Annotated in this window: 31 protein-coding genes; 21 read left to right on the forward strand and 10 right to left on the reverse strand. The window is 42.2% G+C overall.

What is annotated here, in order from left to right; genetic code table 11:
- The first annotated feature begins 5 nt into the window (after positions 1 to 5).
- The 9 genes from NML69_RS06875 to NML69_RS06915 all read left to right on the forward strand — a co-directional run bounded on the left by NML69_RS06875 (position 6) and on the right by NML69_RS06915 (position 7,417).
- Positions 6 to 434: an NUDIX hydrolase gene (locus NML69_RS06875; protein ID WP_049479771.1), complete on the forward strand. Its 429-nt coding sequence runs from the start codon at positions 6 to 8 to the stop codon at positions 432 to 434.
- Complete coding sequence (locus tag NML69_RS06880) at positions 431 to 799, forward strand: hypothetical protein (RefSeq protein ID WP_254725936.1); 369 nt, start codon at positions 431 to 433, stop codon at positions 797 to 799. The genes NML69_RS06875 and NML69_RS06880 overlap by 4 nt, the downstream gene beginning before the upstream one ends.
- A gap of 61 nt (positions 800 to 860) precedes the next feature.
- Positions 861 to 1,334, forward strand: coding sequence for a GNAT family N-acetyltransferase (locus tag NML69_RS06885; protein ID WP_049499958.1), 474 nt, complete (start codon positions 861 to 863; stop codon positions 1,332 to 1,334).
- Between the two features lie 137 nt (positions 1,335 to 1,471).
- Positions 1,472 to 2,422: a 50S ribosomal protein L11 methyltransferase gene (gene prmA / locus NML69_RS06890; protein WP_302851709.1), complete on the forward strand. Its 951-nt coding sequence runs from the start codon at positions 1,472 to 1,474 to the stop codon at positions 2,420 to 2,422.
- Position 2,423: 1 nt separating this feature from the next.
- On the forward strand, positions 2,424 to 3,167 hold the full coding sequence (locus NML69_RS06895; protein WP_254725958.1) for a 16S rRNA (uracil(1498)-N(3))-methyltransferase: 744 nt from the start codon (positions 2,424 to 2,426) through the stop codon (positions 3,165 to 3,167).
- Positions 3,168 to 3,177: 10 nt separating this feature from the next.
- Positions 3,178 to 4,974, forward strand: coding sequence for an oligoendopeptidase F (gene pepF, locus NML69_RS06900; RefSeq protein ID WP_254725960.1), 1,797 nt, complete (start codon positions 3,178 to 3,180; stop codon positions 4,972 to 4,974).
- 28 nt (positions 4,975 to 5,002) lie between these two features.
- Positions 5,003 to 5,785 (forward strand): deoxyribonuclease, encoded by a 783-nt coding sequence (locus tag NML69_RS06905; RefSeq protein WP_254725962.1) that lies wholly within the window; start codon positions 5,003 to 5,005, stop codon positions 5,783 to 5,785.
- Between the two features lie 61 nt (positions 5,786 to 5,846).
- The gene (locus NML69_RS06910; protein ID WP_254725964.1) at positions 5,847 to 6,638 is read left to right on the forward strand and encodes a DUF2785 domain-containing protein; all 792 of its coding nucleotides are present in this window, start codon (positions 5,847 to 5,849) and stop codon (positions 6,636 to 6,638) included.
- Positions 6,639 to 6,748: 110 nt separating this feature from the next.
- Entirely contained in the window at positions 6,749 to 7,417 is a 669-nt protein-coding gene (locus tag NML69_RS06915; RefSeq protein WP_254725966.1) for an MIP/aquaporin family protein, read from the forward strand.
- Positions 7,418 to 7,474: 57 nt separating this feature from the next.
- Here NML69_RS06915 and queF read toward each other — a convergent pair whose 3' ends face one another.
- The 7 genes from queF to NML69_RS06950 form a co-directional block, all read right to left on the reverse strand.
- Positions 7,475 to 7,966 carry a preQ(1) synthase gene (queF, locus tag NML69_RS06920; protein WP_254725968.1) on the reverse strand — a complete coding sequence of 164 codons (492 nt, stop codon included), beginning with the start codon at positions 7,964 to 7,966 and terminating at the stop codon, positions 7,475 to 7,477.
- A gap of 17 nt (positions 7,967 to 7,983) precedes the next feature.
- Positions 7,984 to 8,700, reverse strand: a complete 717-nt coding sequence (queE, locus tag NML69_RS06925; RefSeq protein WP_254725970.1) for a 7-carboxy-7-deazaguanine synthase QueE — start codon at positions 8,698 to 8,700, stop codon at positions 7,984 to 7,986.
- Positions 8,693 to 9,136, reverse strand: a complete 444-nt coding sequence (queD, locus tag NML69_RS06930) for a 6-carboxytetrahydropterin synthase QueD (RefSeq protein ID WP_254725972.1) — start codon at positions 9,134 to 9,136, stop codon at positions 8,693 to 8,695. The genes queE and queD overlap by 8 nt, the downstream gene beginning before the upstream one ends.
- Positions 9,136 to 9,789 (reverse strand): 7-cyano-7-deazaguanine synthase QueC, encoded by a 654-nt coding sequence (gene queC, locus NML69_RS06935; protein ID WP_254725974.1) that lies wholly within the window; start codon positions 9,787 to 9,789, stop codon positions 9,136 to 9,138. Before queC ends, queD begins: the two co-directional genes overlap by 1 nt.
- Before the next feature lie 201 nt (positions 9,790 to 9,990).
- Entirely contained in the window at positions 9,991 to 10,305 is a 315-nt protein-coding gene (gene trxA, locus NML69_RS06940; protein WP_001029581.1) for a thioredoxin, read from the reverse strand.
- Positions 10,306 to 10,320: 15 nt separating this feature from the next.
- Positions 10,321 to 10,542, reverse strand: a complete 222-nt coding sequence (locus NML69_RS06945) for a DUF4649 family protein (protein WP_000570262.1) — start codon at positions 10,540 to 10,542, stop codon at positions 10,321 to 10,323.
- Between the two features lie 97 nt (positions 10,543 to 10,639).
- The gene (locus NML69_RS06950) at positions 10,640 to 11,020 is read right to left on the reverse strand and encodes a MarR family winged helix-turn-helix transcriptional regulator (protein ID WP_254725979.1); all 381 of its coding nucleotides are present in this window, start codon (positions 11,018 to 11,020) and stop codon (positions 10,640 to 10,642) included.
- Positions 11,021 to 11,216: 196 nt separating this feature from the next.
- Here NML69_RS06950 and NML69_RS06955 point away from each other — a divergent pair, with 196 nt between their 5' ends.
- Both NML69_RS06955 and NML69_RS06960 read left to right on the forward strand, forming a co-directional pair.
- Positions 11,217 to 11,591: a CidA/LrgA family protein gene (locus NML69_RS06955; RefSeq protein WP_000781325.1), complete on the forward strand. Its 375-nt coding sequence runs from the start codon at positions 11,217 to 11,219 to the stop codon at positions 11,589 to 11,591.
- The gene (locus NML69_RS06960) at positions 11,588 to 12,283 is read left to right on the forward strand and encodes an LrgB family protein (protein WP_254725981.1); all 696 of its coding nucleotides are present in this window, start codon (positions 11,588 to 11,590) and stop codon (positions 12,281 to 12,283) included. The genes NML69_RS06955 and NML69_RS06960 overlap by 4 nt, the downstream gene beginning before the upstream one ends.
- 31 nt (positions 12,284 to 12,314) lie before the next feature.
- Here NML69_RS06960 and NML69_RS06965 read toward each other — a convergent pair whose 3' ends face one another.
- The 3 genes from NML69_RS06965 to NML69_RS06975 are packed head-to-tail and all read right to left on the reverse strand — an operon-like array spanning position 12,315 to position 14,124.
- The gene (locus NML69_RS06965; RefSeq protein ID WP_000498773.1) at positions 12,315 to 13,043 is read right to left on the reverse strand and encodes a hypothetical protein; all 729 of its coding nucleotides are present in this window, start codon (positions 13,041 to 13,043) and stop codon (positions 12,315 to 12,317) included.
- 15 nt (positions 13,044 to 13,058) lie between these two features.
- Positions 13,059 to 13,754, reverse strand: a complete 696-nt coding sequence (locus NML69_RS06970) for an ABC transporter ATP-binding protein (protein WP_000173187.1) — start codon at positions 13,752 to 13,754, stop codon at positions 13,059 to 13,061.
- Between the two features lie 4 nt (positions 13,755 to 13,758).
- Positions 13,759 to 14,124 carry a GntR family transcriptional regulator gene (locus NML69_RS06975; protein WP_000119122.1) on the reverse strand — a complete coding sequence of 122 codons (366 nt, stop codon included), beginning with the start codon at positions 14,122 to 14,124 and terminating at the stop codon, positions 13,759 to 13,761.
- A gap of 140 nt (positions 14,125 to 14,264) precedes the next feature.
- Between NML69_RS06975 and nrdR the strand changes: the two genes are divergently transcribed.
- The 10 genes from nrdR to secA all read left to right on the forward strand — a co-directional run bounded on the left by nrdR (position 14,265) and on the right by secA (position 24,631).
- Positions 14,265 to 14,738 (forward strand): transcriptional regulator NrdR, encoded by a 474-nt coding sequence (nrdR, locus tag NML69_RS06980; protein WP_001203676.1) that lies wholly within the window; start codon positions 14,265 to 14,267, stop codon positions 14,736 to 14,738.
- Positions 14,739 to 15,902 (forward strand): DnaD domain protein, encoded by a 1,164-nt coding sequence (locus NML69_RS06985; RefSeq protein ID WP_254725984.1) that lies wholly within the window; start codon positions 14,739 to 14,741, stop codon positions 15,900 to 15,902.
- Positions 15,903 to 16,799, forward strand: coding sequence for a primosomal protein DnaI (gene dnaI / locus NML69_RS06990; RefSeq protein WP_254725986.1), 897 nt, complete (start codon positions 15,903 to 15,905; stop codon positions 16,797 to 16,799).
- A complete protein-coding gene (locus NML69_RS06995; protein ID WP_247936372.1) occupies positions 16,796 to 17,509 on the forward strand; it encodes an NADPH-dependent oxidoreductase in 714 nt (237 codons plus the stop codon). The genes dnaI and NML69_RS06995 overlap by 4 nt, the downstream gene beginning before the upstream one ends.
- Before the next feature lie 13 nt (positions 17,510 to 17,522).
- Positions 17,523 to 18,833 carry a ribosome biogenesis GTPase Der gene (der, locus tag NML69_RS07000; RefSeq protein WP_001207688.1) on the forward strand — a complete coding sequence of 437 codons (1,311 nt, stop codon included), beginning with the start codon at positions 17,523 to 17,525 and terminating at the stop codon, positions 18,831 to 18,833.
- A gap of 228 nt (positions 18,834 to 19,061) precedes the next feature.
- Entirely contained in the window at positions 19,062 to 19,907 is an 846-nt protein-coding gene (locus NML69_RS07005) for a YgcG family protein (RefSeq protein WP_254725988.1), read from the forward strand.
- Positions 19,908 to 20,067: 160 nt separating this feature from the next.
- Positions 20,068 to 20,664, forward strand: a complete 597-nt coding sequence (locus NML69_RS07010) for a LemA family protein (RefSeq protein ID WP_254725990.1) — start codon at positions 20,068 to 20,070, stop codon at positions 20,662 to 20,664.
- Positions 20,665 to 20,796: 132 nt separating this feature from the next.
- A complete protein-coding gene (locus tag NML69_RS07015; RefSeq protein ID WP_000415959.1) occupies positions 20,797 to 21,087 on the forward strand; it encodes a hypothetical protein in 291 nt (96 codons plus the stop codon).
- Positions 21,088 to 21,231: 144 nt separating this feature from the next.
- On the forward strand, positions 21,232 to 22,002 hold the full coding sequence (locus NML69_RS07020) for a DNA alkylation repair protein (protein WP_254725992.1): 771 nt from the start codon (positions 21,232 to 21,234) through the stop codon (positions 22,000 to 22,002).
- A 115-nt stretch (positions 22,003 to 22,117) separates the two neighbouring features.
- Entirely contained in the window at positions 22,118 to 24,631 is a 2,514-nt protein-coding gene (gene secA, locus NML69_RS07025; RefSeq protein WP_001284115.1) for a preprotein translocase subunit SecA, read from the forward strand.
- The last annotated feature ends 10 nt before the right edge of the window (positions 24,632 to 24,641 follow it).

A 24,641-nucleotide genomic window follows, 5' to 3' on the forward strand; every position in this document is an offset into this window, starting at 1 on the left:
CTGATATGGAAATAGAAATTTCTGATTTTACAGGTTGCAAAATTGCCCTCTTTTGTGGTGATAAGCTCTTAACTATCTTACGTGATGATAAATCAAACATTCCATATCCTAATACCTGGGAATTGCCAGGTGGAGGACGAGAAGGTGATGAAAGTCCTTTTGAGTGCGTGGCGCGTGAAGTTTATGAAGAACTGGGAATTAATCTGACCGAAGATTGTCTACTTTGGAGCAAGGTCTATCCCAGTATGATTTTTGAGGGGAAGGAATCCGTCTTTCTAGTTGGTCAGTTGACACAGGACCAGTTTGACAGTATCGTATTTGGAGATGAAGGACAGGGCTACAAACTGATGAGTACTGAGGAGTTTCTTGGCTCAGATAAGGTCGTGCCCCAGTTGCAGGATAGAGTGAGGGATTATTTGGAGGAAATAAAATGATTTTTGCAATTGCAACAACGACGTTAAATAAGGAAGTTAAACGCAAACTAAAAACTGGACAATATTCTAGAGAAGAAGCTACATTTATCTATATGGAATATTTAAAGTTAAAGAAGCAGAGAGATAGTGGTATGAAAGTAGCTGGGATTTCTACGGCTGTTATTTGGGTATTAATGCTTGTTATACCCTTACTGAGTGATAGAGGTCTCGTGCTGCCTCTTTCAGTATATTTTTTATTATTGATACTGTTAGCAGGAATTGTTCTATTTGTTTATTATCTTACGTTTGGTATTTTTAAACAGCAGATTCATAGTGCAATGAAAGAACACTATACAGATGTGATTGAAGAATTTAAGGGTCAGTAAAACAGCGTGTGGAAGAGCATAGAAGTGCTAGTTGAGAGAATGTGTATTTGGAGGTATTAGTATGATTCAGATTGAACGAGCAGGAGCGGAAAATTTAGAAACTATTATTGCCATTCAAAGAGCTAGCTTTAAGGCTGTCTATGAAAAATATCAAGATGAGTATGATCCTTATCTTGAGGATCGTGAACGAATCAAGTGGAAGTTGGTTGAGCGTCCCAATAGCTATTACTACTTTGTGAAAGAAAAGGAAGAAAATATTGGATTTTTACGAGTTCAGACCAATGAAGAGTTGACAAAGGCTTGGTTGGGAACAGCAGCGATTTTACCCCAGTATCAAGGAAAAGGTTATGGTTCTGAGGGACTGAGATTGCTGGAAAAAGAATTTCCAACGATTAAACAATGGGATTTGTGTACGGTATTACAGGATGCGGGCATGGTTGCCTTTTATGAGAAAAATGGCTACCGTCAAACCCATATCGAGCCTGAAAAAGAAGGCATGGATATGGTTTACATGAAAAAATTGATTGACAAATAGAAAGGACGGTTCGGTTACATTTCTAAACTGAACCCGCCCTATACACTGTTCCAAAAAGATAAACTTCTCTTAGACACAAGCGTCTTCAGAGAGTTTCTCATTTTGGCTTTGTGTTTTACGGGCTTGGTATCTTAATGATGGAAACATGGCAAGAGTTAAAAGTTACAGTGAAGCGTGAGGGGGAGGAATTGGTCTCCAATCTCTTGATTGAGCTGGGTGCGCAAGGTGTTGCGATCAAAGACAGTATGGACTATGTGGGGAATGTGGATCGTTTTGGTGAAATTTTCCCAGAGGTTGAGCAACAAGAAGAAATCGTAGTGACCGCCTACTATCCTGATACAGTTGATGTGGCAGTGGTTGAGGCGGACTTGCAGGCTCGCCTAGCAGAATTGACCGATTTTATGGATCTAGGAGAGGTCAAGATGGGGACGACTGCCTTGGCTGAGGAAGACTGGGCAGACAACTGGAAGAAATACTATGAGCCAGCTCGTATCACCCATGACTTGACCATCGTGCCGTCTTGGACAGACTATGAGGCGACTGCGGGAGAAAAGATTATCAAGCTGGACCCTGGCATGGCCTTTGGGACTGGGACGCATCCAACCACTAAGATGAGCCTTTTTGCCTTGGAGCAGGTTCTTCGTGGTGGCGAAACGGTGCTTGATGTGGGAACTGGTTCAGGTGTCCTTTCTATTGCCAGCTCGCTTCTGGGTGCTAAGGAAATCTTCGCCTACGACCTAGATGATGTGGCAGTTCGAGTCGCTCAGGAAAATATTGAGCTCAACCCTGGTATGGAAAACATCCATGTAGCGGCAGGTGATTTGCTCAAGGGTGTGGAGATTGAGGCAGATGTGATTGTGGCTAATATCTTGGCGGATATTCTCATTCATCTGACGGATGATGCTTATCGCTTGGTCAAGGATGAAGGTTACCTGATAATGAGTGGGATTATCAAGGACAAGTGGGACATGGTGCGCGACTCGGCTGAGTCAGCTGGATTTTTCCTTGAAACCCACATGATTCAAGGGGAATGGAATGCCTGCGTCTTTAAGAAGACTAAGGATATTTCAGGTGTGATTGGAGGCTAGCATGCAGCAGTATTTTGTAAAAGGAAGTGCTACATCACCTATCACCATTGAGGACAAGGAAACCAGCAAGCACATGTTTCAGGTTATGCGCCTGAAAGAAGGTGATGAGGTTGTTTTGGTCTTTGATGATGGCATTAAGCGCTTGGCGCGCGTGCTAAATGTGGAAGCTCGTCAGTTTGAATTGCTCGAAGAATTAGCTGATAATGTAGAACTACCAGTCCAAGTGACCATTGCATCAGGATTTCCCAAGGGGGATAAGCTGGAGTTTATTACTCAAAAAGTGACGGAACTGGGAGCCAGTCAAGTCTGGGCTTTTCCTGCTGACTGGTCGGTCGCCAAGTGGGATGGTAAGAAATTGGGTAAAAAGGTTGAAAAACTAGAAAAAATCGCCCTTGGAGCGGCAGAACAAAGCAAGCGTAATATCGTTCCAAGTATCCAGCTTTTCGAGAAGAAAGCAGATTTTCTAACTCAGTTTGACCAGTTTGACTCTATTATAGTAGCCTATGAAGAATCAGCAAAAGAGGGAGAAGCCGCGGCCCTCTTACAAGCAGTCACTGGTCTTGAAAAGGGAGCTAAATTGCTCTTTATCTTTGGTCCAGAAGGCGGTCTCTCACCTGCAGAAATTGAAAGTTTTGAAGCTAAAGGAGCAGTCTTGGCAGGTCTTGGTCCTCGCATTTTGCGAGCGGAAACAGCACCGCTTTATGCCTTATCAGCCCTTAGTGTTTTAGTAGAATTAGAAAAATAAGAGGAAGAAAATGGAACAAAAACACCGTTCAGAATTTCCAGAAAAGGAACTTTGGGACTTAACAGCCCTATACCAAGACCGTGAGGATTTCTTGCGTGCAATCGAGAAAACGCGCGAAGACATCAACCAATTTAGCTGTGACTACAAGGGCAATCTTCACACTTTTGAGGATTTCGAGAAGGCCTTTGCGGAATTGGAGCAAATTTATATCCAGATGAGCCATATCGGTAATTACGCCTTTATGCCTCAGACGACAGACTATAGCAATGAAGATTTTGCTAATATTGCCCAAGCTGGGATGGAATTTGAAACAGATGCCAGTGTAGCCTTGACCTTTTTTGACGATGCCTTGGTGGAAGCTGATGAGGAAGTCTTGAACCGTTTGGGTGAATTACCTCACTTGACGGCAGCCATTCGTCAGGCCAAAATCAAAAAAGCCCACTATCTAGGTGCCGATGTGGAGAAGGCTTTGACCAATCTCGGTGAAGTTTTCTACAGTCCACAGGACATTTACACTAAGATGCGAGCTGGGGACTTTGAAATGGCTGACTTTGAAGCCCATGGCAAGACCTATAAAAACAGCTTTGTGACCTATGAAAATTTCTACCAGAACCACGAGGACGCTGAGGTTCGTGAGAAATCTTTCCGTTCTTTCTCAGAGGGACTTCGTAAGCACCAAAATACGGCTGCGGCAGCCTACTTAGCTCAGGTCAAGTCTGAAAAACTGTTGGCAGATATGAAGGGCTACGACTCGGTTTTTGATTATCTTCTAGCTGAGCAAGAAGTGGACCGTGCCATGTTTGACCGTCAGATTGACCTCATCATGAAGGACTTTGCGCCAGTTGCTCAGAGATACCTCAAGCATGTTGCCAAGGTCAATGGTCTTGAAAAGATGACCTTTGCAGACTGGAAATTGGACTTGGACAGCGCCCTTAATCCTGAAGTGACTATTGATGACGCCTATGATTTGGTCATGAAGTCAGTAGAACCTTTGGGACAAGAATATTGTCAGGAAGTTGCGCGCTATCAAGAAGAACGCTGGGTGGACTTTGCTGCTAATAGTGGCAAGGATTCTGGTGGTTATGCGGCGGATCCGTATCGCGTGCACCCTTATGTCCTCATGAGCTGGACTGGTCGTTTGAGTGATGTCTATACCTTGATTCATGAAATCGGACATTCTGGTCAATTTATCTTTTCAGATAATCACCAAAGTTACTTCAATGCTCATATGTCGACCTACTACGTCGAAGCGCCATCAACCTTCAATGAATTGCTTCTTAGTGATTACTTGGAGCACCAATCTGACGACCCTCGTCAAAAACGTTTCGCTCTTGCCCACCGCTTGACAGATACCTACTTCCATAATTTCATCACCCACCTCTTGGAGGCAGCCTTCCAGCGTAAGGTTTATACATTGATTGAAGAAGGGGAAACCTTTGGAGCAAGCAAACTCAACAGCATTATGAAGGAAGTTTTGACAGATTTCTGGGGAGATGCTATTGAAATTGATGACGATGCGGCACTGACTTGGATGCGCCAAGCTCACTACTACATGGGCTTGTATAGTTACACTTACTCTGCTGGTCTTGTCATCTCGACTGCAGGTTATCTTCATCTGAAACATTCAGAAACTGGAGCTGAAGATTGGCTTAATCTCCTTAAATCAGGTGGTAGTAAGACACCGCTTGAGTCAGCCATGATTATCGGAGCGGATATCTCAACAGACAAACCACTTCGTGATACCATCCAATTCTTGTCTGACACAGTTGACCAGATTATTGCCTATAGTACTGAGTTGGGAGAGTAAAGATTGGACAGAGTTTTAGGAGAATAATATGAATAGAATCAAAGAATGGCTAGAGCAAGATCCCAAAAGAATGCATTTTATCAAAATTGGTCTAGTTTTATTGGGAATCATTTTATTGATTGCTCTACCTACTCTCTATCTTGTTTTGAGCGGAGTTGGTATTTGGTATTTTGTAAAGAAAGCACCAGATATTCGAAAAAGAAATCTAATGATTGGGCTTTTCATTGTCAGTTTTGTTGCAGTTGCTCTTCAAACTCCGACAGTCACAAAGAAAATTTCATCTTCTCAGTCAGAAACTAAGCAGACTGCGACATCTACTACTTCGACAGCTTCAACCACAGATACTTCATCTAGTATAGAGGAAGCAAAACGAATCGAAGAAGAGAAAAAAGCTAAAGAAAAAGTAGAAGAAGAGAGAATTGCCAAAGAAAAAGCTGCAAAGGAGTTGCAAGAAAAAGGTGAAACCTTAGTCAAACAATTGGAAGACAGTCAAGATGCGAGTCAAGTGAAGTCTGCTAAAGAGACAGTTAATCAGATTGAAAATAATGATAAAAAGACAGAGTTGCTTGATAGAATAGGTGCAGTTGAGTCGTTAATTTCTCAAAAAGAAGAAGAAAAAAGAGCTGCGCGTGAAGCTGAAACCAAAGCTCAACAGCAAGATAGAATTGTCTATGTTGCAGACCATGGGAAATCAAAAGTTTATTGGTATAGTAAGGATAGAATGCCTTCAAAAACGAATAAAGCTAACGTTGTTGAGATGACAGAAGCAGATGCGATTGCAGCAGGGAAACGTCCATCTAAAAGAGAATAAGACGGAAAGTTATCTTGGGCTGGTTTGTTGAACAGTTGCTAGAAATGTAGAGGTACTTGAGATGCGTAAAAAATTACAAAGAAAAGTGACAGAAGAAAAACCAAGCTATAGCCGAGAAGAAATTCAGTGGTTGATCGAGCATTTGGGAGATCCCTCTCCAGAAATTCGAGACGAACTTGTTTTTACGAGTTTGGCTAGAGGGATTCAAGAAGAGTTGTTTTCCCTTGAGCAGTTTCAGTTTATCTCAGAAGAGGTCTCCTCTGATGAAGGTTTATACAAAGAGATTGATAGTAGAGGAGTTTCGGCTCTTAAACGTTCTTTTAGGGCGCTTATTTATGCCAATCTACTGTCCTGCGATGGTACTAAGGAATCACTTTATTACCAGCAGTTGCCTTCTCCTATAAGGGCTACCATGCTAAATCAAGGCTTACACTATCTTACAAAGGAAAAAGAGACGACGGGCTACCATCATCAGTATGGTTGGGTTCATGCTTTTGCTCATGGAGCTGATCTCTTGACTGAAGTCCTTTGTCATCCAGATTTTCCTAATAACAGAGTTCATGAAGTATTTGATGTACTTGACCAACTATTTAAAAGAATTCCCATTCGTTTTACAAATGATGAGGACTGGCGGTTAGCGAGAGTACTTTATGAACCCATTTTGCAAGGAAAATTAGAGCAAGAACAAGTAGCCTCTTGGATAAAAACGGTTGACTTTCCGATAGAAGAGACCGAAGATTTTTATAAATTTTCCAACTTCAGATCCTGTCTGTTGGAAGTCTATATCCAACTTGACCAGAGAAATAGTATACAAGATGCCTTGAAAGAAGCCATTCAATCTTTTCAGTACTAAGGATAAGCGAGTCGTTTCATGATTTTCAAAGAACTTTCCAGTCAATTTTCTTGAAACCCTTTCCTTCTTTTGATAGACTAATACATAGTTTGAAAAAAAGGAGACTTATCATGAAAAAATTTGTTGCTGAATTAATCGGTACATTTATGCTTGTGTTCATCGGAACAGGAGCCGTTGTTTTTGGAAAAGGTCTTGATGGCCTTGGACACCTTGGAATTGCTTTTGCTTTTGGCTTGGCCATCGTAGTCGCAGCTTACTCAATCGGAACTGTTTCAGGTGCTCACTTGAATCCAGCTGTTTCAATCGCTATGTTTGTAAACAAACGTTTGTCATCTTCTGAGCTTGTAAACTATATCCTTGGACAAGTAGTTGGAGCTTTCCTTGCGTCAGCTGCAGTATTCTTCCTCTTGTCTAACTCAGGCATGTCAACTGCTAGTCTTGGTGAAAATGCCTTGGCAAACGGTGTTACTGTCTTTGGTGGATTCTTGTTTGAAGTTATCGCAACTTTCTTGTTTGTCCTAGTTATCATGACTGTCACTTCAGCAAGTAAGGGCAATGCCGCAATCGCTGGTTTGGTGATTGGTTTGTCCTTGATGGCCATGATTCTTGTTGGCTTGAACATTACTGGACTTTCAGTGAACCCAGCTCGTAGCTTGGCACCTGCTGTTTTGGTCGGTGGCGCAGCTCTTCAACAAGTTTGGATTTTCATCCTTGCTCCAATCGTTGGTGGTATTCTTGCAGCCCTTGTTGCTAAAAACTTCCTTGGAACAGAAGAATAATTGAAACTCAAAAAGCCTTGCTCCTCAGCTTGAGGAACAGGGCTTTTTCGTATCGGTTTAGCGGTTGTCAATTTTCTCTGGATAAAGGTCGTGTTGGAAGAGGCGTTGTTCTGCCAGGCCTTCATACTTGGTTCCAGGTCTACCGTAGTTGTAGTAAGGGTCGATTGAAATGCCACCGCGTGGAGTGAATTTTCCCCAGACTTCTAAATAGCGAGGGTCTAGCAAGTTGACCAAGTCTTTCCCGATGGTGTTGATACAGTTTTCGTGAAAATCCCCATGATTTCGGTAGCTAAAGAGGTAGAGTTTGAGAGATTTTGACTCGACACAGAGCTTGTCAGGAATGTAGGAAATATAAATGGTCGCAAAGTCTGGCTGAGCCGTAATAGGACAAAGTGAGGTAAATTCAGGACAGTTGAATTTGATGAAATAGTCATTTTCCACATGACGATTGTCAAAGGATTCGAGGACTTCTGGTTGATAGTCAAAAATGTAGTTGGTTTCTTTGTTGCCGAGGAGGCTTAGGTTTTTCAATTCTTCTTGTTGTGACATGATTTTTTCTTTCTAATTTAAACACCACGTTGGTTGTCGTAGAGGAGGGTATGAAGTTGAGGAAGGACGCGGACATTGCCCCAGCTATCGTCAGCAGCGATACGTTCCCAGAGTTCTTTGAGGCGGTCCAGTTGGTCTTGGACAATATTACCTGTAGCCTTGGGCTCAGGATTTCCAGCCGATAAGAAAAGAACATCTGGTTGGTAACGTTCTTGAATCCCTTTGGCAAAGGCCAAATCGGCATCATCAAAGACAGGGATCTTAAAGGTGACCTTATCTGGATCCAATTGGGAAACGATAAAGTCTAAGGTTTCGAAGTTGACTTCCATCTTGGATGAAGGAGGTTTGGGACTCAGAGTAACCTGGTCGATATCTTTTAACCAATTTTGCCAGCGGGAACCTTGGGTCTCAACAGCCAGAGTGACACCACGTTCTTTAAGCTTGGTGACGAGTTCAGCCATGTTGGCTGCTAGGATAGCAGGATTTCCGCCAGACAAGGTAACGTAGTCGTAGCTTCCTAGCTTATCTAATGCAGCAATGACCTCGTCAGCGGTCATGCGAGTTGGTTTTTCAGAACCATCCCAAGTAAAGGCAGAGTCGCACCAGTCGCAGTGGTAGTCGCAACCACCAGTGCGGACAAACATGGTTTTCTGCCCGATAGCACGACCTTCACCTTGAAAGGTAGGGCCAAAAATTTCCAGAACTGGTAGTTTGAGGACACGTTCCCTAGTCATCTAACCACTCCCGTCTAAACTCCGCAAAGGCAGTCGGAGTCTCATAGAGACGAACGTATTCCATACGGAGACCGCGCTCGTCTGGCAACTCTTGTCTCATGGTTTGGAAAATCCAGTAAACCATGTTTTCAGCGGTCGTGTTCATATAAGGCAGGGTTTCATTGAGATAGCGATGATCCAAGTGGGGTTCAATGTAGTCCTTGTAGATAGCTTTAATATCTCCAAAGTCGTAGGTCATGCCCCGTTCATCTAAAAATCCACTAATAGCAATCTGCAGATGATAAGTGTGGCCGTGCAGGGATTTGCATTTTCCCTCATAGTGAAAGAGGTGGTGGGCAGCGTCGAAAGTAAACTCTTTTGAAACTAAGGTTCTGTGAGGATTGTAGACAAGAGATTCCCCAGTTTCCTGTTTGATTTCTTTGGGTGCAAAAAACATTAGCTCTCTCCTTTCTGTGAGAGATAAACATCAAGGCCATGCTGACGCAGGTGGCAGGCTGGGCAATCCCCACATCCACTTCCGATAATCCCATTGTAGCAGGTCAAGGTCTTTTCACGAACATAGTCAAAGGCACTGAGTTGGTCGGCTAATCCCCAAGTTTCAGCCTTGTCTAGCCACATGAGAGGTGTTTGGATAACAAAATCGTAATCCATGGCAAGGTTGAGCGTGACATTGAGAGATTTGACAAAGACATCCCGGCAGTCAGGGTAGCCTGAAAAATCTGTCTCACAGACACCTGTCACGATGTCTTTAATGCCTCGTTGCTTGGCAAGAACTGCTGCAAAGGATAGAAAGAGGTGGTTGCGGCCGTCAACGAAGGTATTGGGAAGCTCTCCCTCTTTTTGCTCGATTTCCATATCAGAGGTCAGGGCATTTTCAGTGATTTGTCCCAGCAGAGACATATCTAGGATGTGATGACGAATACCTTGTTCCTTAGCGATTTCTTCAGCAACTTGAATTTCGAGATGATGGCGTTGGCCGTAGGCAAAGGTGACGGCTTCGACTGTTTCATAGTGTTCTTTAGCCCAAAAGAGGCAGGTTGTGGAATCTTGACCGCCACTAAAGACGACCAAGGCTGATTGACGTTTCATAGTACTCCTTCCAAAATGGGAAATGTTCAGAGCACGCAAAAAGCTCCCTTGAGGGGAGCTAAAAAATACCAAGTAGAGGTTTTTTTTAGCGATGGCATGTCCCAAACATCGTAATATTCTACATACAGTCTAGCATATTTTTTGAAAAATGGCAAAGGGCAAGAAAAAGAGACCAAATGAAGCACTTGGTCTCTAGTGTGATTAGCTCAATTCAGCAACGATGGCCTTGATTTGTTCTGCAGTATGAACACCTGCAACTTGTTTCACCACTTGGCCGTCTTTCTTGAAGAGAAGGGTTGGGATAGACATGATTCCAAAAGCACGAGCTGTGTTTGGATTTTCATCAACGTCCATTTTAACGATTTTCAAGACATCTTCTGAAAGTTCTTCAGACAATTTGTCCAAGATTGGACCTTGCATACGACATGGACCACACCAAGTTGCCCAGAAGTCTACCAAGACCAAACCGTCTTTTGTTTCTTGTTCAAATGTTGCATCTGTAATTGCTTTTGCCATTGTATTTCTCCTTTTTTAGTTATATTGGCTTAAATCTTGTTTCATGAGATAGAAGAAGACATCTCCATAAGTCCCATGGTAGTCCAAGTCATGACCATTGTAGGTTAATTTTTGAACTGGGTAATAGTCTGCGACACCGATAAGGCAGGCGTGTTGAGAACGTTCAAAGTCTTGGTAAGACTCGAAAGTCATGGTTCTCTCTTGCTTACTGGCGTCTAGATAAGTAATTTCGATCATATAAAACTCCTTTGTTTGATCTTGACTTTATTGTACTCTTTGAAAAGAGGAATGTCAAGAAAAATGATTGCGCACGCAACTTCTTTAAAAAATCTGTTTATGAAATGAAATCAAGACTCGTCTCCAGTCTTTCTTCGACAGCCTTTTGCAGGTAAGCTAGAGTTGTCTGTCCCTCGTCAGTCAGGCAGATAAAGCTAGCCCGTCTATCCTGATCGCAACACCGACGACTAAGCAAACCACAGTTTTTCTCTTCCAGGCGAGCCACCATTCGAGAAACAGCGCTCGGACTGAGATAGAGTTTATCTGGCAGGTCAATCTGTCGTAAAGATTTTTCATCAGCTAGGTCCAGATAGTAGAGCAGGTAAAACTCTTTCAAGGTCAACCTTTGTTCACTCTGCTGGGCAATAGTTTCTTCCAACAAGGTTTCCATTTCCTTTTGACGGCGGTTGTAGTCAAACCACTTTTCCAAATAGGTCATTGCTTTCTCCTTTCTTTTCAAAGTAAAAATCACAAAGTCATTACTGATTATCTTTGTAACACAAGATGATTGCGCATGCAATGATTATACTACTTTTAACTAATCCTTGCAAGAAAGAAGAATTTCAATATTTCCTTGAAATTTTCTGAAAAAAGAGTAAACTGGTATGCAAGAAGTCTATTTCGTGGAGTTTAGGATGAAATTATATGTTCAATTAATGATTCTCTTTGTGATTTCTCTTATCGGAGAGGGGATTTCCAGTTTCTTTCATTTGCCCATCCCAGGCAGTATTATCGGTTTGATTATTCTCTTTCTAGCCCTACAGTTCAAGTGGCTGAGAACCAGACATGTCAATATGGTTGGGAATTTCTTGCTGGCCAATATGACTATTCTCTTTTTACCGCCAGCAGTGGGAATCATGGAAAAGTTTGATGTGATTGCCCCTTACCTCTTGCCTATCGTTTTGATTGTCTTTTTTGCCGCGGTCATCAACATTATCCTCATTGCCCTAGTGGTTCAGTTTATCAAGAGACGATTTGAGGGAGATTATGAGAAAGGAGATGCCAAATGAGCGAATTTGTATCCAATCCTCTGTTTGGGATTGCATTATCTATTCTAGCTTATCTATTGGGTATGTTGATTTACAGACGTTTCCCCCATCCATTGACAACACCCTTACTTTTGTCAGCTATTTTTATCATTATTTTCCTTAAGGCGACGGGTATTTCTTATCAAGATTACTACCAAGGTGGTGTTTATCTGAACAATTTGATAGTCCCATCGACCGTAGCTCTAGGGATTCCGCTATATAAGAGTTTTCATCTGATGAAGCACCATGCACGGAGTATTCTCTTTGGTAGTCTGCTAGCAGTAGTTGTCAACACTAGCTTCACTGCCATAGTGGCGAAAATCTTTGGCATGGATTTTTTCCTAGCCATTTCTCTCTTTCCCAAGTCAGTGACAACTGCCATGGCAGTGGGAATCACAGAAAAATTGCAAGGTTTGACGACTGTGACCTTGGTCGTCGTAGTAGCGACTGGGATCTTGACCAGTGTGATCGGACCAACCCTTTTGAAGTGGTTGAAGATTGACGATCCAGTGGCTGTCGGACTCTCCCTTGGAGGGACAGGTCATGCTGTCGGAACGGGTACGGCCTTTCGATATGGTTCTGTAGCAGGAGCCATGGGTGGCTTGGCTATCGGTGTCACCGGTATTCTCTACGTATTTGTTAGTCCAATAGTAGCCAGTTTGATATTGAGTTAAAGAAAAACCCAGCTTTCTAGCTGGGCATTTTTTATTGCAAATTAACCTTGTTTTTCAAGATATAGTAGGTTCCGAGATAGTAGATAGCTGATAAAAAGAGATCGCGCAGAATTTCTGTACCAATCATCATGTTAAAGTCATTTTCAATTCGGAAAAAGAGAGAAACATAACCAATGACGATGGCAATGACGATATAGGCTAGAATCCCCATAGCTGTTCGATACTCATTAAAGAGTTGTCCGATAGAGATGGAGAGGTAGATGGATAAAATCCATGCGATCGAACCTACAAACAGTGATAGCGCATACAGCCAGCCGTAGCTGAGGTAAGGGGAAATGAAGTTATAGAGGGCAGTGAAGTCTTTTTCTATTGGTGTTAAGAAGAAGATAATCAATATACTCAAGATAAAGACGATATAGCTTAAGATGGACCAGACAAGACCACCTAAAAGTTTTGCGATGATGATTTGGTGCTCAGAGACAGGCAAGGTCAGGGTCAAGTACCCTTGGCGGTCATAAACACTGCCCTTGAATCTTCGGATGATTAAAAAGATTGTTGCAATCCAAAGAGTGACGCTGAGTCCTCCAAAGACTAGTACTAAAAAGAAGATGAAATAAGCAGCATTGTTAGGATTGTAACTCTGGCTAAGGCTGCTAATAAAAGCTCCAATCAAAACTGAAATTGCAAGCACAGCACCGTAGAGTGCCAGATACCATTTATTGACATTTTTAAATTCATAACGAACTAGATTCCAAAACATAATAATCTCCTTTGCTTAGGCTTTAAATTCCTGGCGGAAGAGCTGGTCAATTGATTCACCTGACTCGTAACGAATATCATCAACATTTCCTTGGCGGACGACTTTTCCGTCTTTGAGAAAGATAATCTCATCCAAAATTGGCTCAATATCTGAAATCAAGTGGGTTGAAATCAGCACCGTAGAGGTTGGTGAGTAGTTGTTGATGATGGTATTAAGGATATAATCACGGGCAGCTGGATCTACACCTCCGATTGGTTCGTCAAGAACGTAGAGGCGGGCTTCACGACTCATAACCAAGATGAGTTGGACCTTTTCCTTGTTCCCTTTTGATAATTTCTTTAAGCGACTGTTTTCATCAATACCAAGATCAGCTAGCAGGTGTTGGGCTTTTTCGAGATTGAAATCCTGGTAGAAGGTTTTAAAATAGGTTAGAGCATCCTTAACCTTCATCTCTTCATTGAGGTAGGTTGTATCTGGTAGGTAGGATACGATCGCCTTGGTAGCAGGACTTGGATCCTGTCCGTTAATGAGGACACGTCCTTTATTTGGTTGAAGGAGGCCATTGATCAGTTTGATCAAGGTTGTTTTTCCGGATCCGTTTGGTCCAAGGAGTCCGACAATCTTTCCGGCTGAGATCTCTAGTGAGATATTGTCAAGTGCCGCAGTTGCTCCATATGATTTTGTTACATTTTCAAGTGCTAGTAGTGTCATAGTCTTAAACTCCTTTGATATAGTCACTTAATACATTTGGCAGTTCTTCTTTTTTGTAGCCAAATTGAAGCATGCAAGAGACGAAGTGTTGCAGTTGCTCCTCGGAAAGTTGTTTGCGGGACTGAACGATGAGGTCCAAATCCTCGGTGACAAAACGACCAGTTGTCCGCTTGCTGTATACAAATCCTTCACGTTCGAGGTCAGACAAGGCGCGCTGGATGGTATTGGGATTGACCCCAGCCTCGCTCGCCAGTTCTCTCACGGTTGGGAGCTGTTGGTTGGGTTCCAGTTCATGGGAAACAATCTGTAATTTGATTTTTTCCATAATCTGTAAATAAATCGGTTTTGTATTATCAAATGACCAGGACATCATAGTCTCCTTTCTTTGTCTTTATTGTTCTAATTAAATAATGCAATAAAACAAAAAACTTGTCAAGTAAAAATAAGAATTGTTTTGGGAATTGCTCAAAAAATGGTATAATGAAAAGAAAACGATAAGGAGGGAAATGCATGCGTTGTCCAAAATGTGGGGCTACAAAGTCAAGTGTTGTTGATAGTCGACAAGCCGAAGAAGGAAATACCATCCGCCGAAGACGTGAGTGCGACGAGTGCCAGCATCGTTTTACAACCTATGAACGAGTAGAAGAAAGAACGCTGGTTGTCGTCAAAAAAGACGGTACACGTGAGCAGTTTTCGAGAGATAAAATCTTTAATGGGATTATCCGCTCAGCCCAGAAACGCCCTGTTTCAAGTGATGAAATCGGCATGGTGGTCAATCGCATCGAGCAAAAACTCCGTAGTCGCAGTGAGAATGAGATCCAAAGTGAATATATTGGGTCTTTAGTCATGGAAGAATTGGCAGAGCTTGATGAGATTACCTATGTTCGTTTTGCTAGTGTTTACCGTAGCTTTAAGGATGTGAGTGAGTTGGAGAGCCTTCTCCAGCAGATCACCCAGTCCTCTAAGAAGAAAAAGGAAAAATAGATGAAACCAAATGACCGTTTTTCTTTTCTAAAGAATAATCGGGTGTCGCAAGATACCTCTTCTCTGGTACAGTGCTACCTCCCGATTATCGGTCAGGAGGCACTGAGCCTCTATCTATACGCCATTACCTTTTGGGATGGTGGGCAAAAGGAACATCTCTTTTCCCATGTTCTCAACCACTTAAACTTTGGCATACCTACCTTGCTCCAATCCTTTAAAGTCTTATCTGCTTTGGATTTGTTGACCCTTTATCAGAAGGGAGAAACCTATGAATTGCAGCTTCATTCTCCCCTAACTATTCAGGATTTTTTAAGTCATTCTGTCTATAGCAGACTCTTGGAGAGAAAGATTGGGGATACTGCGCTTGCTTCTATGAAGCAAGCTCCAAGTGAGGGAGAAGCACTCTCTGTTTCTTTGAGCCAAGTCTTTCCAACCCTGACTGAAGAAGTGACACCAAGCGAGTCTAAAAGCAAGTTAAAAAATGATTTTGACTTGGAACATTTCCAGCGCCTGATGGCTCGAGATGGCTTGCGTTTTGAAGACGAGCAGGCGGATGTTTTGGAATTGTTTGCCATCGCAGATGAAAAAAAATGGACCTGGTTTGAAACCTATCAATTAGCCAAGGCGACTACAGTGGCTCAGGTTATTTCAGTCAAACGCATGCGTGAAAAGATAGCACAAAAACCAGCGACTTCTGACTTTAGCCCCAAAGAAATGACCATTATCAGGGAAGCCAAAAATAAAACTCCCCTGCACTTTTTAGCGGAAATCAAGCAAACGCGTAAGGGGAACATCACCCAGAGCGAAAGAGAACTCCTTCACCAGATGGCGTCTTTAGGCTTGTTGGACGAAGTCATCAATATCGTCTTGCTTCTAACTTTTAACAAGGTTGATTCGGCTAATGTCAATGAAAAATATGCCATGAAGGTCGCTAATGACTATGCTTACCAAAAAATTCGAACAGCAGAAGAAGCTGTGCTTCGGATTCGAGAACACCAGCAAAAAGGGCAAGAAGAACAGAAAAACAAGGCTAGCTCAACTAAGACAAATGTTCCTAAGTGGAGTAATCCAGAATACAAGAATCAAACCAGTGAGGAAACTCGTCTGGAACTAGAACGCAAAAAACAAGAAATGTTAGCCCGATTAGAAGAAGGAGGAGACTAGATGGAAAGTGTTGGTGATGTAATCAAACGTCAGACAAGTCGTTTTCAGTATCAGGACTTGGTTAAGCAGATCATGAAGGACCCCGATGTAGCGGATTTTATCCAGAAAGAATCCCTCAGTCCAGAGGAGTTGAATCGTAGCATCTCCAAGTTCAACCAATATATCACAGAACGGGATAAGTTTCTTCGTGGGGATGCGGACTATATAGCGCGTGGCTACAAGCCTATCTTGGTCATGAATCACGGTTATGCGGATGTGTCTTATGAAGAAACACCAGAACTAATCGCGGCAGAAAAAGAGGCTGCAATTAAGAATCGCCTTAAGTTGATCAATCTACCAGCAAGTCTCAAGAAAGCGAAATTAGCTCAGATTGACCTAGATGATCTAGGACGGTTACCGATTTTTGAGAGACTCTATTCCTTTGTTGACCTTTACCCAAGCATCCGAAAAGGCCTCTATCTTTACGGAGATTTTGGTGTTGGTAAGAGTTTCATGATGGCAGCCCTAGCTCACGACCTATCTGAAAAACGTGGGGCATCAACGACGATTCTTCATTATCCAAGTTTTGTCATTGATGTGAAAAATGCCATCGGTGAAGGTTCTGTGAAGACCTTGGTGGATGACATCAAGTTAGCAGAAGTCTTGGTATTGGATGATATTGGTGCAGAGCAGTCGACTCCTTGGGTACGTGATGAGATTCTCCAAGTCATTCTTCAGTACCGCATGCAGGAAGATTTGCCGACCTTCTTTACTTCCAACTTTAATTTCCAAGATTTGGAAAAACATTTTGCCAAAGGAAAGAATGGAAATGACGAGACTTGGGAAGCTAGACGGGTCATGGAACGAATCCGTTATTTGGCTGAGGAAACGAGACTAGAAGGAGAAAATCGCCGATGACAGAAACCATTAAACTGATGAAAGCTCATACTTCAGTTCGTCGTTTTAAGGAGCAAGAAATTCCCCAAGCAGACTTGGAAGAGATATTGACTGCTGGACAAATGGCGTCGTCTTGGAAAAATTTCCAATCCTACTCTGTGATTCTTGTGCGCAGTCAAGAGAAGAAAGATGCTCTTTATGAATTGGTTCCCCAGGAAGCCATTCGCCAGTCAGCTGCCTTTTTGCTCTTTGTCGGCGACTTGAACCGAGCTGAAAAGGGAGCAAGCCTTCATACGGATGCTTTCCGACCTCAAGGAGTGGAAGGTCTCCTTATCACGTCTGTAGACGCGGCACTTGCTGGGCAAAATACCTTGCTTGCAGCAGAGAGCCTGGGCTATGGTGGTGTTGTCATCGGTTTAGTCCGTTACAAGTCGGAAGAAGTGGCAGAGCTCTTTAACCTGCCTGATTATACCTACCCTGTTTTTGGAATTGCCCTTGGTGTGCCAAATCAACAACACGATGTTAAACCAAGATTACCTTTGAGCCAAGTGGTATTTGAAGAAGAATACCAAGAACAGCCAGTAGCAGCGATTTTGGACTATGACCAAGTTCAGGCAGACTATGCTGGTGCGCGTGCGACGACCTCTTGGAGTCAGCGTTTAGCAGAGCAGTTTGGCCAAGCCGAACCTAGTTCAACTCGAAAAAATCTGGAACAGAAAAAGTTATTGTAGAAAGTGAGAAAACATGGCCTTACCAACTATTGCCATTGTGGGACGTCCCAATGTTGGGAAATCAACCCTATTTAATCGAATCGCTGGTGAGCGGATCTCAATCGTAGAAGATGTTGAGGGTGTGACACGAGACCGTATCTATGCAACGGGTGAGTGGCTCAATCGTTCCTTTAGTATGATAGATACAGGAGGAATTGACGATGTCGATGCTCCCTTCATGGAGCAAATCAAGCACCAAGCAGAAATTGCTATGGAAGAAGCGGATGTCATCGTTTTTGTGGTATCTGGAAAAGAAGGAATCACAGATGCGGACGAATACGTAGCCCGTAAACTTTATAAGACCCATAAACCTGTTATCCTTGCCGTTAACAAGGTTGACAACCCAGAAATGCGAAATGATATCTTTGATTTCTATGCGCTAGGATTAGGCGAACCCCTGCCAATTTCGTCTGTCCACGGTATCGGTACGGGTGATGTGCTGGATGCCATTGTGGAAAATCTACCACACGAAGTTGAAGAAGAAAATCCAGACGTGATTAAATTCAGTTTGATTGGCCGTCCTAACGTTGGAAAATCAAGTTTGATCAATGCCATTTTAGGAGAAGACCGCGTGATTGCTAGTCCTGTTGCTGGAACAACGCGTGACGCCATTGATACCCACTTTACAGATACAGATGGACAAGAGTTTACCATGATTGATACAGCGGGTATGCGCAAGTCTGGTAAAGTCTATGAAAATACGGAGAAATACTCTGTCATGCGTGCTATGCGTGCCATTGACCGTTCTGACGTGGTTTTGATGGTCCTCAATGCGGAAGAAGGTATCCGTGAATACGACAAGCGTATCGCAGGATTTGCCCATGAAGCTGGTAAAGGGATGATTATCGTAGTCAATAAGTGGGATACACTTGAGAAAGACAACCACACCATGAAGAAATGGGAAGAAGATATCCGTGAGCAGTTCCAATATCTGCCTTATGCACCGATTGTCTTTGTATCCGCTTTGACCAAGCAACGTCTCCATAAACTGCCTGAGATGATCAAGCAAATCAGTGAAAGTCAAAACACCCGAATTCCATCAGCTGTCTTGAACGATGTCATTATGGATGCCATTGCTATCAATCCAACACCGACAGACAAAGGGAAACGCCTCAAAATCTTCTACGCAACCCAAGTGGCAACAAAACCACCAACCTTTGTCATCTTTGTCAATGAAGAAGAACTCATGCACTTCTCTTACCTGCGTTTCTTAGAAAATCAAATCCGCAAGGCCTTTGTCTTTGAGGGAACACCAATCCATCTCATTGCAAGAAAACGTAAGTAAGTCTTGCTTGTTTTTCTGCAAAAACAAACTAAGAGAAGACTTCATAGTCTTCTTTTTTCTGTCTAAAAAGGGAGAAAAGAAGCTGTCAAATTGGAGGAGAAATCTGTCATCAAAATTCAATCATTTTCCTAGCTTTTGTAATCTATTTGTAATGAAAATGCACTTTCTTTGTAAAAATCAAAATGCTATAATTCCTTAAATCAATTTTCCTTTATCAGGGAGGTTATTATGAAAAGAAGTAGATTATTTAAACATAGTTTCTTGGTTCGCTTGCTTGGGTTGCTGATGGTCTTTCTCTTCCTGTCAGCATTCACAGCACCTGAAAAACCTGAGTTCGGGATCTATGACCCGGATCATTATTTAACGGATGAGACTATAAGTCAGATACGGGAATTGAATAACGTCAATAGTAAAAAATCAGAAAAATTCCAGATGGGTGTCTACGTTGTGAAAAGCCTGGATGGAGAAACAATCGAAACTGTCGCCAATGAAACAGCTAGAGCTTGGAAGATTGGCTACTCGGGAGACAACAATGGTGTCTTGATTGTGGTAGCAGTCCAAGATAGAAAATCACGGATTGAAACCAGTAATAATGTGGCCAGTAAGATCACGGACTATCAGACCAATAGATTTTTGAAAACAGCACGACCTTACTTTAAAAATGGTGACTATAACAAGGGTGTTCTCTCAATAGTCAACAATCTCAACTACATGTTTTATAGTGGATCGAGTACGACTGCTTCAAGTTCTAAAAGTAGTTACGACTATGCTACTAATTCTAGTCGTCTAAGAGAAATTGAAAAGTATACAGCTGAGAGTCGATCTTCAAAACGGAACCGAAAAAGCAGTTCAAATGACGGAGTTATCGTATTTGGAGTTCTCATTTACTTCATCGTGATGATTATCGGATTTCTATTTGGTGCTCGTGGTTCACGTGGAGATGATTCTGGCGGTGGCTGGTGGGGCGGTGACTCATCAGATTCAGGATCCTCTTGGTCTGACTCGGGCTCCGATTCATCTGGAGGCTGGGACGGCGGTGGCTTCGATGGCGGCGGTTCGTCTGATGACTGGTGAGTAATCATATATTGCTCAAACCGATTTCTCCATACAGTTAGGTGACTCCTTTGCAAGAGTTCACTCCTTAATTAAAAATAAAAACAAAGTTTGGGAAATTGATTTAAAATCTGAGTATTTTCTCAGAAAAGTTGATAAAAGAAAGTGTTAAGGTTTTGATATGAAACAAAATAAAGTAATTCTCTCAATAGTGGCGATTTTCTTTGGACTACTAGTTCTGGGAAGTTTTTCCGCAGTAACGACCTATAATGGTCTAGTTGGTGAACAGACTAAAGTGGAGCAGGCTCAGGCCGATGTCTCGACAGCCCTCCAACGTCGTTCGGACTTGATTGGTAACTTGGTGGAGTCCGTTAAAGGACAAATGAATCATGAAACCGAAGTCTTTACCAAGATTGCTGATGCTAGAGCTAAAATCGGTAGTAGCTCAGTAACTTCGGAAGAAAACCAAAAGGCTCAGGGAGAGTTGAGCTCAGCTCTTTCCCGCTTGATTTCCTTGACGGAGAATTATCCAGAACTCAAGAGCAATCAAAATGTTGAGCAACTAATGGTCGAACTTTCAGGCAGTGAAAATCGTATCTTTGTAGCACGCAAGGATTATAATAAAGTCGCAGCCGAGTACAATCAAAAGTTGAGAAGTTTTCCAACCGTGCTTTTTGCGAATATGATGAACTTTAAAGAAGCTGAAACCTTTAAAGAAACTGAAGAAGCCAAGACAGTTCCTAAGGTCGATTTTGGAACATCTTCATCAAGTCAATAAAGTGAATCAGCCTATGAATAAAGTAATTTCTCTAGTAAGACTAGTGATTTCAAACCCGAACCTGGAAAGCTTTTTCCAGGTTTTTTTGGTATAATAAAAGGGAAGAGACAGTGACTCAAATGGAGGTTTGCTATGGAGAAAACAAAAGCCTTTCTTGAAGCGCACTACAAGAGATATATCCTTACGATTTGCCTTCTCTGGTTCCTCATGTTTTTTCTTCCTTGGGATTGGCAAATAGGAGGAGTTTCAGTATATTATTTCGTTATGAGAAAACTCTTTGTGGTTTTTGGTGTTTTATCTATCCTATACTCCGTGCTGATTAAAAAATTCAGTCTTCTCATCTTTGGAATTATCTTTTGCTTGGCCTTCTGGATCAATCTCTTTTGGTATTTTGGGATATTGCCTGTATTCTTGGGAAATTAAACATAAAAAAATGAAGGGCTAGACTAGTTTCTAGTCCTTTTTTCTTCCTTGTTAAAATAGTTGGAGATATAAAAATAATTTTGTTGACGGGCTATCTGTATGATATAATAAGTCCCGTAAAACGAAGATTAAGGGATTTGAAAAATGGCGAAGAAAGTAAAAGATTATTATGACTTGGCTTATGCTAGGGATTTGAGTCAAAGGTTGCAAGAAGCGTCCCTTGACTTTGATGGACAAAAATTTAGCTTATTGCTGGAAAAAGACTTGGAAGAGTTGGAGTTTAGCCAGCGTCAAGAACTTTTGGCTAAAAGTATCAAAGATTGCCTTCCCCTATCTTATGAGGACTCTCTCAAGGTTTTTGAGAAAATTTTGGGTCCTGAGTTAGAGGGTGGTTTAGGTATGTTCTCAGAAGGATATTGGCTTTGGCCAATCGGAAAATATGTAGAGCTATTTGGGGACAAGGAATTTGAATTGAGCGCGGCCTTTAGTAAGGAACTAACCAAGCGATTTACTGGAGAATTTTCCATGAGACCCTTGCTGGCTCGTTATCCTAAAGATACAATGGTTTTGCTGTTAGAATGGAGTCAGGATGAAAATTTGCGCGTTCGCAGACTTGCCAGCGAATGCATGCGTATCCGTCTGCCTTGGGCTAAGAGACAAACCGTGGTATTGGATTATTTTGAGGATTTTACCACTATTCTGACCAATCTAAAGGATGATAGAGACAAGTCCATTCAAAAAAGTGTAGCCAATAATCTAAATGATTTGTACAAGGAAGATCCTGATAAGTTTGAAAGGATTCTTCAAACTTGGCAAAAGGAGGAGCTGAGTCCAAGTTGTGCTTGGATCATCAAGCATGCATCTCGAACAAAAAACAAAAAGGTAGCCACAGAAGATTTATGCAAAAAAAGCTGAATTTTGGCTGGCCTTTTCCGTTGTAAATTAAGGATTCTTTCTTGAAAAATAATGGTAAATATGCTAAAATTAAAAGAACATTCTAAAATATTCAGAATAAAAAGTAAGGAAAATCATGGCTAATATTTTAAAAACGATTATTGAAAATGATAAAGGAGAACTTCGTCGTCTGGAAAAGATGGCTGATAAGGTTCTTAACTATGAGAGCCAAATGGCTGCAATGTCAGACGAAGAACTAAAAGCGAAAACTGACGAATTTAAAGAACGATACAACAAGGGTGAATCACTTGATTCATTGCTATATGAGGCTTTTGCGGTAGTTCGTGAAGCTGCAAAACGTGTCCTTGGGCTTTTCCCTTATAAGGTTCAGGTCATGGGTGGGATTGTTCTTCACCATGGTGACGTTCCAGAGATGCGTACCGGTGAAGGGAAGACCTTGACAGCGACCATGCCAGTATACCTCAATGCCCTTGCAGGTAAAGGAGTTCACGTAGTTACAGTCAATGAATACCTAACAGAACGTGACGCGACTGAAATGGGTGAGTTGTACTCATGGCTCGGTTTGTCAGTAGGGATCAACTTGGCAGCTAAATCTCCAATGGAGAAAAAAGAGGCTTACCTTTGCGACATTACCTACTCCACAAACTCAGAGATTGGTTTCGACTACCTTCGTGACAACATGGTCGTTCGTGCAGAAAACATGGTGCAACGTCCACTAAACTATGCCTTGGTCGATGAGGTTGACTCAATTTTGATCGACGAAGCTCGTACACCATTGATCGTTTCAGGCGCCAATGCAGTTGAAACAAGCCAACTCTACCATATGGCGGACCACTTCGTGAAATCCTTGGACAAGGACGACTATATCATTGACGTTCAGTCTAAGACGATCGGTTTGTCAGACTCTGGTATTGACAAGGCTGAAAGCTACTTCAAACTAGAAAATCTCTACGACATTGAAAATGTGGCTCTTACTCACTTTATCGATAATGCCCTCCGTGCCAACTATATCATGATTCTCGATATCGACTATGTGGTTAGTGAAGAGCAGGAAATCTTGATTGTCGACCAATTTACAGGTCGTACCATGGAAGGTCGTCGTTACTCTGATGGTTTGCACCAAGCGATTGAAGCAAAAGAAGGTGTCCCAATCCAAGATGAGACTAAGACTTCAGCTTCTATTACCTACCAAAACCTCTTCCGTATGTATAAGAAATTGGCAGGTATGACAGGTACTGGTAAAACAGAAGAAGAAGAATTCCGCGAAATTTACAACATTCGTGTTATCCCAATCCCAACTAACCGTCCAATTCAACGTATCGACCACTCAGACCTTCTCTATGCAAGTCTTGATGCGAAATTTAAGGCTGTAGTTGAAGATGTAAAAGCTCGTTACCAAAAAGGTCAGCCGGTCTTGGTAGGTACAGTTGCCGTTGAAACGAGTGATTTCCTTTCTAAGAAATTGGTAGCAGCAGGTGTTCCTCACGAAGTCTTGAATGCGAAGAACCACTACAGAGAAGCGCAAATCATCATGAACGCTGGTCAACGTGGCGCGGTTACTATCGCAACCAACATGGCTGGTCGTGGTACCGACATTAAACTTGGTGAAGGGGTTCGTGAGCTTGGTGGACTTTGTGTTATCGGTACAGAGCGTCACGAAAGTCGCCGTATTGATAATCAGCTTCGTGGACGTTCAGGACGTCAAGGAGACCCAGGTGAGTCACAATTCTACTTGTCTCTTGAAGATGATTTGATGAAACGTTTCGGTTCAGAACGTTTGAAAGGTGTCTTTGAACGACTCAACATGTCTGATGAAGCCATTGAATCTCGCATGTTAACGCGTCAAGTTGAAGCAGCTCAAAAACGTGTCGAAGGAAACAACTACGACACTCGTAAACAAGTCCTTCAATACGATGATGTTATGCGTGAACAACGTGAGATTATCTATGCGCAACGCTATGATGTCATTACTGCAGATCGTGACTTGGCACCAGAAATCCATGCTATGATTCGTCGTACCATTGGACGTATCGTGGATGCACATGCACGTTCTAAGGAAGATGAAAAATTAGAAGCAATCTTGAACTTTGCTAAGTATAACTTACTTCCAGAAGATTCAATTAGCCGTTCAGATCTTGCAGGTCTGTCAGACCAAGCTATCAAAGATGAACTTTTCCAACGTGCCTTGAAAGTCTATGATAGCCAAGTTGCTAAGCTTCGTGACGAAGATGCAGTGAAAGAATTCCAAAAAGTCTTGATTCTACGTGTTGTAGACAACAAGTGGACAGACCATATTGATGCTCTTGACCAGTTGCGAAATGCTGTTGGTCTTCGTGGATATGCCCAAAACAACCCTGTTGTAGAATATCAAGCAGAAGGTTTCCGCATGTTTAACGACATGATTGGATCGATTGAATTCGATGTGACCCGCTTGATGATGAAAGCACAAATCCATGAACAAGAACGTCCGCAAACTGAACACAATATCAGTACAACTGCGACTCGTAATATCGCAGCGCAGCAGGCAAGCCTTCCTGAAGATTTGGACTTGAGCCAAATCGGACGAAACGACCAATGCCCATGTGGATCAGGTAAGAAATTTAAGAACTGTCATGGTAAGAGACAATAATATGAGATAA

The organism is Streptococcus sp. CF8-6 (assembly GCF_024295845.1).
Taxonomy (GTDB): domain Bacteria; phylum Bacillota; class Bacilli; order Lactobacillales; family Streptococcaceae; genus Streptococcus; species Streptococcus oralis_BO.